The organism is Flindersiella endophytica (assembly GCF_054779015.1).
In genome coordinates, this window is record NZ_BAAGYY010000028.1 from 280,246 (window position 1) to 291,263 (window position 11,018).

Here is an 11,018-nt window from a genome sequence, read left to right on the forward strand (position 1 = left end):
CACGACGATGGCTGCGCCGACGCGGCGAGCCTTCCTCGCGGGCAGCGGCTCCCTGCTTCTGGGAGCCGCCGCCTGCGGCGGTGAAGGTTTCTCGGACAACACGACACCAGACTCCGGCGGCTCCGGGTCCAAGAACCCTGGCCGGCAGACGGAGATCCGGATGCTGGTGAACATCACACCCAACCTGACCAAGGCGTTCTGGCGCGATCTCGTTGCGCCGTACGAGAAGGCCAACGGCGTCACCGTGCAGGTCGACGCACCTACGGGAAGCGGGGTCAAGGACTCGTTGCCGCAGCTGCTGGCTTCCGGCGACGTTCCCGACATCGTTGAGACGCTGATGGCGGATGCCAAGCTCGCGCCGCACCTGGCCGATCTCGGCGACCAGAGCTGGGTGTCGGGCACGCCGCTGGTCGAACCTGCGAAGCTCGGCGGCAGGACCTACACCGTGGGCGTCGGCATGCAGGCGCAGTCGCTCGTCTACTACAACCAGGACGCGTTCGCCAAGGCGGGCGTCGATCCGCTCCCCCAGCATCTCGACGAGCTGACGGCCGCGATGGCCAAGCTGAAGGCCGCGGGCTACCTGCCGTTCCAGACCGCGGGCGACTACGTGACCGGCTTGCAGCTGCTGCAGTTGTGCTGGCCGTCGGTGATCGGCTCCACACCCGACTGGTACCAGCGGGTGAAGGCGGGCAAGGTCGAGGTCGGCGACTCGCTGCTGCCCTACCTCGAGCTCTACCAGAGCTGGCTGGGCAAGGGCTACCTCGACAAGAACGCTCTCGGGCTGAAGGATGTCGACGCGCAGACCGCGTTCTTCGGCGGCACGTCCGCGATGTACGTGATGGGCAGCTGGCTGGTCTCGACCCTGGCCCAGAACGAGGCACAGGCGGACAAGTCGTTCAAGGCCGGTGTGTTCTCCGCGCCGACCGCTGCCGGACTGCCGTACCCCGGGCCGATGGGCGCGACCATGGCGCTGCCGTACATGGTGCTGAAGGCCGGCAAGAACCAGCAGGCGGCACGGAAGCTCGTCCAGTGGCTCGTGACCGACAAGACGGCGGTCGCGGCCCAGCTGAAGCAGGACGGCAACTTCAAGCCGGGTGTCGACTGGTGCTCCACCGAGGTCTGCGGCGGCGTGAACCAGCTGCTCGCCGACGCACCCTCGACCACACCGCAGGGCGAAGGCTACGGCGACCTGACGTTGCCCAGCGGCTTCAACAGCGAGTTCAACGAGGCAGTGCAGGGGCTCTACGTCGGCCGGTCGCCGAAGCAGGTGGCGGGCGACCTCGACACGTGGATGGAAGCGAACGGCTCTTGAACGTGGCAAGGGTAAGCAGGCTTCGGCGGGACGGGCTGGTGACGGCGGTGATGACGGCTCCGGCCGTCATCGTCTACACCGTCATGCTGGTCGTCCCGATCGGTGTCGCGGCCTGTCTCAGCCTCACGAACTGGGACGGCTACAGCGCTCAGCCCGACCTGGTGGGCCTGGCCAACTACGCCCGAGTGTTCTCCGATCCCGAAGCGATCCAGGCTGCGGTGGTCACGCTCGTCATCGCCGCGGCCGGCACTCTGGCACTCAACCTGCTCGGCCTCGGGCTCGCCCGGCTGGTCAACTCGCGCAGCCGGTTGAACAGCTTCCTGCGGCTGGTGTTCTTCTACCCGCACGTAATCAGCGTGCTCGCGATCGGCTTCCTCTGGGGCGCGATCCTCGGCGCGAACGGTGCCGTCAACTCCCTCCTGACGAGCGGCGGCCGCTCACCGATCCCGTTCCTGTCCGATCCGGGCTGGGCGGTCGCGTCGCTGATCGGCGTGCTGGTGTGGGCGGGCTTCGGCGTCAACCTGGTGCTCTATCTGGCCGGGCTGCAGACGGTCTCGGCCGACCTGCTGGAGGCCGCCCGGATCGACGGCGCCGGTCGTGCGCAGGTGTTCCGGCACGTCACGCTGCCCGCGCTGGCACCGGTCGTCACGCTCAACATCGTGCTGTGCCTGATCACGCTGCTGAAGACCTACGACCTGGTCGTCTCGCTCACCGGAGGCGGCCCGGCCGGCACGACGCAGACCGCGGCATACCTGATCCTGTGGGACTCCTTCCACACCAACCAGCTCGGCTACGGCGCGGCCGAGGCGATCCTGCTGATGGCCGTGACGGCGGCGCTCGCGCTCGTGGTGATGCGCGCCAGGCAACGCAGTGAGACGGCGGCCCACCGATGAACCTACGTGCCTTCCTGCGATCCGCGTTCCTCACACTCGCCGCGATCGTGATGCTCGCGCCGCTGTACGTCCTGGTGGTCAACGCGTTCAAGCCGCAGCAGGCGATCGTCGCGCATCCGTTCGCGCCCACCTTCGGCCGGCTGACGCTGGATCCCTTGAGCAGCGCGCTGCACAATCCCGACTTCGAGGTCCTGCGGGGCTACGGACTCTCGTTGCTGTTCGTCGTGTGCGTCAACCTGCTGTCGATCGGGCTGGCCTGCCCGGCGGCGTACGTCATCGCGCGTGGAGAGGGTCTGCGGCACCGCCTGCTGCTGGTGTTCTTCGTGGCGGGGACGTTCATCCCGAGCCAGGTGCTGGTGATCCCGGTCGTCTACGTGCTCAAGGTGCTCGGCCTGATGGGCACGATCCGCGGGTTCGTGCTGTTCGAGACCACGCTGACGTTGCCGTTCTCCATCTTCCTGTACGCGGGCTACATCCGCTCGATCCCGGTCGAGATCGACGAGGCGGCCGCGCTCGACGGCGCGGGACGGCTGCGTACGTTCTGGCGGGTGGTGTTCCCGCTGCTGCGGCCGGTGGTCGCCACCATGGTCATCCTCAACACGCTGTCGGTGTGGAACGACTTCGTCAACCCGCAGATCATCCTCGGCCCCGGCAGCGGGCTCTACACCATCACCACAGGGATCTACGCCGCGGTCGGCGAGTACACCACCGACTACACGGTCGTGTTTCCCACCCTGCTCCTGGCAATCGCTCCGATCTTCGTCTTCTTCGTCGTCATGCAGCGCCACATCGTGAGCGGCTTGACGGCCGGCGCAACGAAAGGATGAACGCAGCCATGGATGTGTCACGTCGGACAGTGCTCAGAACCGGAGCCGCCGGTGCGGCCGCCGCCGCGATGGGAACGTTCGGGTTGCCACCCGGCGCCGAAGCGAGCGAGGACCCGAACCCCATGCGGCTGTGGTACCGCCAGCCGGCTGCCGAGTGGCTGGAGGCACTCGCGATCGGCAACGGCCGGCTCGGCGCGATGGTGTTCGGCGGCGTGGGGACCGAACGCCTGCAGCTCAACGAGGACACCGTGTGGGCCGGTGGCCCGCACGACTACGCCGTCGAGGGCGCGGAGGTGCTGGCGGAGATCCGCCGGCTGATCTTCGCCGAGCAGTGGAAGGCCGCCCAGGACCTCGCCGGTGAGCACTTCATGGGCCGGCCGACCGAGCAGATGCAGTTCCAGCCGGTGGGCGATCTCGTGCTCGACTTCGGCGAGGTCGGCGACTACTCCGCGTACGAGCGCGAGCTCGATCTCGAGACGGCGACCACGCGCGTGGCGTACACCTCCGGCGGTGTGACGTACCAGCGCGAGGTCTTCGCCAGCCACGCCGACCAGGTGATCGTCATCCGGCTGACGGCGGACGCGCCCGGCAGCCTGTCGTTCACGGCCGGATTCACCAGCCCCCACGTGCGGTTCGGCGTCTCGGCGACCGACTGGCGGACGGTCGCGCTCGACGGTGTGAGCGGTGACGCGGAGGGGTTGAACGGCTCGGTGCGCTTCCGCGCGCTGGCGCGGGCGCAGCACTCCGGTGGCCGGGTTCACACCGAAACCGACGGAAGACTGGTCGTCGAGGCGGCCGACTCGGTGACGTTGCTGGTCTCGATCGGAACCAGCTATTCGAGCTATCAGGACGTCAGCGGCGATCCGGCCCGCCGCGCGGCGATCCCACTGGAGGCCGCCACCCGTAAGCCGTTCGGCGCACTGCGAACGGCACACGTCAGCGGTTACCGCAAGCTGTTCGATCGCGTCGGCATCGACCTCGGTACCTCCGACGCCGTCAGGCTGCCGACCGACGAGCGGCTGCCGCTGTTCCGGCAGGGTCTCGATCCGCAGTTCGCCGCGCTGTACTTCCAGTTCGGCCGCTACCTGCTGATCTCGTGCTCGCGCTCACCCGGTCAGGCCGCGAACCTGCAAGGCGTGTGGAACGACCAGCTGCTGCCGGCGTGGCAGTCGAAGTACACGCTGAACATCAACGCCGAGATGAACTACTGGCCCGCGGGCCCGGCGAACCTGCTCGAGTGCTACGACCCGGTGTTCGACCTGATCGACGAGCTGGCCGAGTCGGGCGCACGGACCGCGCAGGTGATGTACGACGCGCCCGGCTGGGTCGCGCACCACAACACCGACGGCTGGCGCGGCTCGGCGCCGGTCGACTTCGCGTTCTACGGCGTGTGGCCGACCGGTGGCGCGTGGATGTCGCTGATGTTCTGGGAGCACTACCTCTACAGCGGTGACGTCGCGCTGCTGCGCCGGCACTATCCGGCACTGCGGGGCTGCGTCGAGTTCTTCCTGCACACGCTGGTGGAGGATCCGCGTACGGGCCGGCTGGTGACGAACCCGTCGCACTCGCCGGAGATCGGGCATCACGAGGTCGACGACGAGAACGTCAGCATCTGCGCCGGGCCGACGATGGACATGCAGATCCTGCGCGACCTGTTCGACGCGTTCACCTCGGCGGCGGACGTACTCGAGCGCGACCGCGGGCTGGCGGCTCGGGCGCGAGAGGCGAGGTCGCGGTTGGTGCCCAACCAGATCGGCGCGGCCGGACAGCTGCAGGAGTGGCAGGACGACTGGGAGGAGGCGCGACTGATCCAGCATCGGCACGTCTCGCACCTGTACGGGCTGTTTCCCAGCGAGCAGATCACGCCGCTGCGTACGCCGGAACTGGCCGCTGCTGCCCGGCGGAGCCTGGAGATCCGCGGGCCGGGCACGTCGGGTTGGTCGCTGGCCTGGCGGATCAACTTCTGGGCCCGGCTGGGCGACGCGGCCAACGCGTACAACCGGCTGCAGGCGCTGCTGGGCCCGGGCAAGACCGCGCCGAACCTGTTCGACCTGCATCCGCCGTTCCAGATCGACGGGAACTTCGGCGGCACGCGCGGCATCATCGAAATGGTGCTGCAGAGCCATTCCGGCGAGCTCTCCTTGCTCCCGGCGCTGCCGGCCGAGGCCTGGCCGGACGGGCAGATCCGCGGGTTGCTCGCGCAGGGTGGGTTCGAAGTCGACGTATCGTGGCGCAACGGTGGGTTGCATGAGGCGGTTCTGCGTTCCAGACTTGGGAAACCGGCCACGATCCGGGCGTCCGTGCCAATGGCGGTGAGCGGAGCGCGCGTGGTCTCTCGTCCCGAGCCCAACGTCGTGGTGTTCGACACACGAGCCGGCTCGGTCTACCGGATCCGGCCAATCCGTCCATAGGAGAGACGCATGAAGATCACCTCGGTCGAGGTACACCTGGTCGACATCCCGGCGGCGGCGCCGTTCGTCTGGCGGGCCGGCCTGCCGGGGTCCGAGCCGGCGCATGTCGGTGGCGTCCTGCGGCTGCGTACCGACGAAGGACTGGAGGGGGTCGCGTACTCCCGGCGGGGCGTGATCCTGGCGGACCTGGTCGAGCGACGGCTGCGCGCCGAGCTGACCGGCGCGGATCCGCTGGCCCGGGAGTACCTCTGGCACCGGGTGTGGGAGCTCGACCGGGTGGAGGAGTTCCCGCTCTACCTGCTGGGTGTTGTCGACGAGGCGCTGTGGGATCTGGCCGGCAAGGCCGCAGGCCTGCCGGTGCACCAGCTGCTGGGCTCGTTCCGTTCCGCGATCCCGGCGTACGCCAGCACGACGACGTTCGGATCGGTCGAGGAGTATCTCGACGTCGTGGACCAGTGCCTGGCACTCGGCTATCCCGCGATCAAGCTGCACGCCTGGGGCGACGCGCGACGGGACGCCGCGTTGTGCCAGGCGTTGCGGGCACACGTCGGGCCGGAGGTCGACCTGATGTACGACGGGTCGGCGGGCTTCGACCTGGCCGACGCTGTCTATCTGGGCGACGCGCTGGGCGAGGCGGGCTACCGGTGGTACGAGGAGCCGATGCGCGAGTTCAGCGTGACGTCGTATCGCTGGCTGCGCGAGCGGACCCGGGTGCCGCTGCTGGTGGCGGAGACGTCGGACGGCGCGCACTTCAACACCGCCGACTTCATCGCGTCCGGCTGCGCGACCTACGTTCGCGTGTCGACGATGCTCAAGGGCGGCGTCACCGGCGCGATGCGGATCGCGCACCTGGCCGAGGCGTACGGCCTGCGGGCCGAGGTGCACGGGATGGGGTCGGCGCACCGCCACCTCTGCATGGCGATCCCCAACACGACGTACTACGAGTCGCTGGTCTGGTCGAACCCTGTCGTACGCGAGTCCTGCGTGGATTCGCAGGGTCTCGTCCATGCACCGACCGAGCCGGGTCTGGGGCCGTTGGACGCCGTGCCAGTGCTGCCGTGGCAGAAATAGGCAGCGGCCTGGGTGCTAGGGCGAACCGGAGACCTGCGCGGTCGCTGACAGGACAACGGCGATCCCGCCCGCGACGCCCACCAGCACCACCACCAGCCAGGCCACCGCGACGCGCTTCCAGCGCCGCCCCACGACGGCGGTGTCAGGCACCCCGGCGCGGTCCGGACGTGTCCGCTCGACCAGGTAGCGGCCGGCGAAGCCGCCGGCCGCGAGCACCGGAAAACACAACCACCACTGGACTTTCAGGCCGGCGACGTTCGCCACGAGCACCACTCCGACTGCCAGCGCGAGCACGGTCGCGAGCGTGAACCCGATCGTGCGCATGATCAGGCCCGCCCTCGCCAGCCGTAACGCGACCGCCACCGCGACCATCGGCAGCACGACGAACACGGGCGCCACCAGCGCGACGACGATGACGACCGCGAGAACCACGGCGGCGAGCGCCAGGAACAACCCGACGAACAACGCCTCCAGGCCGTCCACGCCCTCCATCGCCTCGGACACGACCGACTCGACGATGCTGACGCCCACTCGTTCGAAGAGAAAGACGAACAACACGCCCGCGATCGGGACGGCGAGCAGCCCACCGGCCAGCGCTCCGCCGGCGGCGGCGAGAGAACGAAGGACGCCGGGCAAGGCCGAAGCCCCGTTCTCCTGCGCCTGCTGTGACGGAAGGTGCGACATCGAACACCCCCGATCACGAGTCGTCGTCACCTGCCGGCGAAAGCTAACAAGACCGGCATTCCACCGCAATGCCTGGTGTCCGGTCAAAAGTGGCCAACTCGCGCCCGTGGTCATCCGCGGCGCGGCCTCGCGGCGATTGTCAAACAGGTGGCCGACGCCGGCGCTCGCAAATTAGGCTTGACGCCGGGCAGGACCGCTCGCGTCACTCGAGTCAGGAAGCAGGAACCGTGGATCGGCGCTACGTGATCGGGATCGATTCTGGTGGTAGCCACACGCGCGTCGTCTGCGCCGGCCTCGACGGCGAGGTGCTGGCCGTCGCGCGTGGGGCGGGTGGCAGCCCCACGCACAACGCCGACTCTGTGCACCATGTCCGCTCCGCCATCCAGGCGGCGATCGACCAGGCCGGCGTTCAGCCTGGCGATGCGGTCGGTCTGGTCGCCGGCATGGCCGGCCTCGACCACGACCACCAGCTTCCCCGCGCCGAGGCCCACGTCGAGGTCGCCGGCCTCGGCTGCCCGCGCGAACTGGTGAACGACACCGTGGTGGCGCACGCCGGTGCGTTCCTGGGCGGGCCGGGCGTGATCGCCATCGCCGGCACGGGCTCGATGATCCTTGGCATCAACGAGGCCGGCGAGCTGATCCGCAACGACCGCTACCACCACTACGCCGGCGGCGCCCGCCACCTCGCATTCGACGCGATGGCGCACATCCTGGTCGGCGACGACACCGAACAGGACGCCGAACTGCTGCGGAGCGTCCTCGAGTTCTGGGACGTGCCCGACAAGGCAGGATTGCGCGAGATCGCTCGCGAGCTCGAGTCCGCCGACCGTAACGAGGCCAAGCACCGCTACGGCAGGCTGGCCCGGCTGTTCACCGCCTCAGCCGACAGTTCACCGCTGGCGGCCGCGGCCTGCCGCAAACTCGCCGAAGCCACAGCGGTCGGTGTCCGCCTGCTGGCCGCCCACTTCAAGTCCGACGTCGTACCGGCCTCCTTGCACGGCGGCCTCGCGACGGCGCCCGCCTTCGCCCAGGCCACCCGCACCGCCTTGCAGTCGGCGAACCGGCCGCGGGTCGAGGTCGTCGAGCCGGCCCTCAGCCCCCTCGCGGGAGCCGCTCTGCTCGCCCTCCAGCAAGCCGGCGTTGCCACCGACTCGGCGGTCACCGGACGCCTCGCCGCCCTCACCTAGACGATCCACTCCCGGGCCGCGCGTTCAGGGCGCCGCGTGCTCCAGCCCGGCCAGGATGCGGCCCTAGAAGTCGTCCTCCTCGGCGTAGAGGGACTCGGTGATCGCGAGCGCGAGCACCTCCGGCGTTCCCTCGTAGATGCGCGTCCCCAGCGCGTCGCGGAGGTACTTCTCGGCGCCGTACGAACGCAGGTAGCCGCGCGCGCCCAGCATCGACATCGCCTCCTGAGCGACCTCGATCGCCACCTGGTCGGCGAAGAGCTTGGCCACGGCCGGCTCGTACGGTGGGGCCGGGATCTCGTTGTCCGCCACGTGCGCCCCACGCAGGTAGAGCAGCCGGGCGGCGTCGATCTTCGCGGCCATCTCGGCGAGTTTGCGCGCGCTGAACTGGTGCCGCCACAGCTCGACTCCACCCTGCACCCGGGAGCCGGCCCAGTCCTTCGCCAGCGCGAACGCGCCTCGTGCGACGCCGGTCGAGATGGCGGCGACGGCGGCGCGCGCCATGTTCATCTGCTGGATGTTGACGTGCAGGCCGGCGCCCTCGCCTCCGACCAGATGCGAGGCCGGCACGACCACGTCGGAGAACACCAGCTCGGTGCCGAGGCAGGCGCGGTAGCCCAGCTTGTCGGCCACCTCGCCCCGCGTCACGCCGGGCGAGTCGAGCGGCACGATGAAGCACGACAGGCCCTTCGCGCCCGGATGGTCGGCGAGGTTGCCGTAGACGCTGGCGAACGACGCCACCTTGCCGTTGGTGATGAACCGCTTGCGCCCGTTGAGGACGTAGGAGTCACCGGACCGCACCGCCGACAGCACGTCGGTCGCGTGCACCGCGTTGTCCAGGATCAGCAGGTCGCAGCCCGCGAGCTCCTCGGTCACCGCGTTGCACGCGAGCACCGGTGCGTCGCCGGTGAACAGCGGCAGGTACGTACGCTGCAGCAACGGATCGCCCGACAGCAGGATCGGTGCCTGCCCGAGCAGCGTCGCGCCGAAGATGAGGGCGGTGCCGGCACACACCGCGGCCAGCTCCTCCAGAGCGACAGCCGCGCCGAGGATGCCGTAGCCCAGGCCGCCGTACTCCTTCGGCACCACGAGCCGCAGCAGCCCGAGCTCGTGCCCCGCCTCAACCACCGACCAGTCGAACTCCTCCGCCGCGGCCCGGTCGTTGGCGGCGACCCGCGGCCGCACCACCTCCTCGGCGAACCGACGCACGCGTTCCCGTAACGCCTCGATCTCCACCGGCAACGCCTGCGGAGACTCGGCCGGCCCTTTCAGGGCGACGGTCGCCGTCACGCCGCCACCCCCGCCTCGGCCACGATCGCCGGGTAGCGGTCGAACGCCGGCTGCAGCAGCGGTACGAACTCCAGCACCTTCGCCACGCTCCCCCTCACCCGGAGCTTCCCCGTCGCCAGCGCGAGCGGCATCAGCAGGTCGCCCGACCACAGCTCGTGCGCGGTGTCGCACGACATCTTGATCGTGAGCACCGCCTCGGAGATGCCCGCGTCGACCTGCACGCCCGACGGCGAGACGTACAGCTCGAAGTCCGGCTTGCCGTGGATGAGCCGTAACGTCAACCCCAGTTCGCGAAACCGGCCACTGAACGTCTCGTCCTCCAGCAAGATGCGGAACAACTCGCCGAACACCGAGACCGCTTGTTCCTTCGACTCGAACCTGCTCATTTTCTCCCCCTGATCTCTGCCCCGTTGGCAACGAACCATCGAATGACGTGCCTGCAATAGGTTTCGTGGAACTCCCGGTTGGACTCCCACTGCGGCCGCTCCTCCAGTACGACCAGATCCTTCGGGCCACCCAGCCGCGCCCACCCGCGCCGTACGACGTCGAACGGCCAGATCGTGTTGGCGTCCGACGCGATCACCTGCACCGGTGTCTTGCAGTCCGCGAACGCGACCGGCGGGCGCTGCCGCTTCACCAGCGAGTGGCTGAACCGCAGCTCGACGTCGTGCAAGCCGAGCGGATCGGCCCGCAGCCGCTCGATGAACGCGTCGTCGCCAGGCCCGCCGAACACCTGGCCGTACGGAACCGACCTGGCGGCGGGCTGCCGGAAGCGCGGCGCCAGCCGGGCGCCGAGCGCCAGCCCGAACGCCGTCAGCCGGATCTTCCAGGCCGGACCGAGCCACGCCACGCCACCGGGATCGCCGTACTCGAACAGTGTGTGCACGCTGAGCGCCGCGACATCCGGCCGGTTGGCGGCGGCGTAGTAGCCCGCCACACCGTCCTCCGCGACACCCATCGCGAACACCGGCCCGCCGAACTCCCCGACGGCGAACGCCAGCGTGTCCTCCCACGCCCGGATGACGTCGGTGATCGTGCACCCCGCGCGCGGCCCGCCGCTCTGCCCCATGCCTGGCAGGTCGAACTGCACGACGTTGAACCCGGCACGATGGAACGGCAGCTGCAGCCTGGCCAGTGCCAGCCCGTAGACGAGCATGCCGTGCCCCATCACGACCGTCGGTGCGTTCGACGGCTGCCGGAACATCCTCACGTGCAGCGGAATCCGTCCGGACACGACCATCGTCGTGGTCGCCGCGGCGAGGATCTCGCCGACCTCCTCGGCGGAGTAGTAGCCACGCCAGTACTCCGTCGCCAGCCCAGCGTCTCCGGTGGTCATCGGCCCCGTT

The 11,018-nt window shown here is 69.5% G+C and carries 10 protein-coding genes; 6 read left to right on the forward strand and 4 right to left on the reverse strand.

Annotation, left to right across the window (positions count from 1 at the left end; translation table 11 throughout):
* The first annotated feature begins 7 nt into the window (after nt 1-7).
* Genes ACYVF6_RS35120 through ACYVF6_RS35140 form a run of 5 tightly spaced genes read left to right on the forward strand, consistent with a single transcriptional unit; the run spans nt 8 to nt 6,514 of the window.
* Nucleotides 8-1,312: an ABC transporter substrate-binding protein gene (locus ACYVF6_RS35120; protein WP_460527725.1), complete on the forward strand. Its 1,305-nt coding sequence runs from the start codon at nt 8-10 to the stop codon at nt 1,310-1,312.
* A gap of 2 nt (nt 1,313-1,314) precedes the next feature.
* The gene (locus ACYVF6_RS35125) at nt 1,315-2,205 is read left to right on the forward strand and encodes a carbohydrate ABC transporter permease (protein WP_460527727.1); all 891 of its coding nucleotides are present in this window, start codon (nt 1,315-1,317) and stop codon (nt 2,203-2,205) included.
* Nucleotides 2,202-3,032 (forward strand): carbohydrate ABC transporter permease, encoded by an 831-nt coding sequence (locus ACYVF6_RS35130; RefSeq protein WP_460527729.1) that lies wholly within the window; start codon nt 2,202-2,204, stop codon nt 3,030-3,032. The genes ACYVF6_RS35125 and ACYVF6_RS35130 overlap by 4 nt, the downstream gene beginning before the upstream one ends.
* An 8-nt stretch (nt 3,033-3,040) precedes the next feature.
* On the forward strand, nt 3,041-5,443 hold the full coding sequence (locus ACYVF6_RS35135; protein ID WP_460527731.1) for a glycoside hydrolase family 95 protein: 2,403 nt from the start codon (nt 3,041-3,043) through the stop codon (nt 5,441-5,443).
* A 9-nt stretch (nt 5,444-5,452) separates the two neighbouring features.
* On the forward strand, nt 5,453-6,514 hold the full coding sequence (locus ACYVF6_RS35140) for an enolase-like domain-containing protein (protein WP_460527733.1): 1,062 nt from the start codon (nt 5,453-5,455) through the stop codon (nt 6,512-6,514).
* A gap of 15 nt (nt 6,515-6,529) precedes the next feature.
* Here ACYVF6_RS35140 and ACYVF6_RS35145 read toward each other — a convergent pair whose 3' ends face one another.
* On the reverse strand, nt 6,530-7,198 hold the full coding sequence (locus ACYVF6_RS35145) for a hypothetical protein (protein WP_460527735.1): 669 nt from the start codon (nt 7,196-7,198) through the stop codon (nt 6,530-6,532).
* 227 nt (nt 7,199-7,425) lie between these two features.
* Here ACYVF6_RS35145 and ACYVF6_RS35150 point away from each other — a divergent pair, with 227 nt between their 5' ends.
* Nucleotides 7,426-8,385: a BadF/BadG/BcrA/BcrD ATPase family protein gene (locus ACYVF6_RS35150; RefSeq protein ID WP_460527737.1), complete on the forward strand. Its 960-nt coding sequence runs from the start codon at nt 7,426-7,428 to the stop codon at nt 8,383-8,385.
* A gap of 63 nt (nt 8,386-8,448) precedes the next feature.
* Here ACYVF6_RS35150 and ACYVF6_RS35155 read toward each other — a convergent pair whose 3' ends face one another.
* Genes ACYVF6_RS35155 through ACYVF6_RS35165 form a run of 3 tightly spaced genes read right to left on the reverse strand, consistent with a single transcriptional unit; the run spans nt 8,449 to nt 11,008 of the window.
* The gene (locus tag ACYVF6_RS35155; protein WP_460527739.1) at nt 8,449-9,672 is read right to left on the reverse strand and encodes an acyl-CoA dehydrogenase family protein; all 1,224 of its coding nucleotides are present in this window, start codon (nt 9,670-9,672) and stop codon (nt 8,449-8,451) included.
* A complete protein-coding gene (locus ACYVF6_RS35160; RefSeq protein ID WP_460527741.1) occupies nt 9,669-10,058 on the reverse strand; it encodes a hypothetical protein in 390 nt (129 codons plus the stop codon). The genes ACYVF6_RS35155 and ACYVF6_RS35160 overlap by 4 nt, the downstream gene beginning before the upstream one ends.
* Nucleotides 10,055-11,008 carry a hypothetical protein gene (locus ACYVF6_RS35165; RefSeq protein WP_460527743.1) on the reverse strand — a complete coding sequence of 318 codons (954 nt, stop codon included), beginning with the start codon at nt 11,006-11,008 and terminating at the stop codon, nt 10,055-10,057. Before ACYVF6_RS35165 ends, ACYVF6_RS35160 begins: the two co-directional genes overlap by 4 nt.
* Between the last annotated feature and the right edge of the window lie 10 nt (nt 11,009-11,018).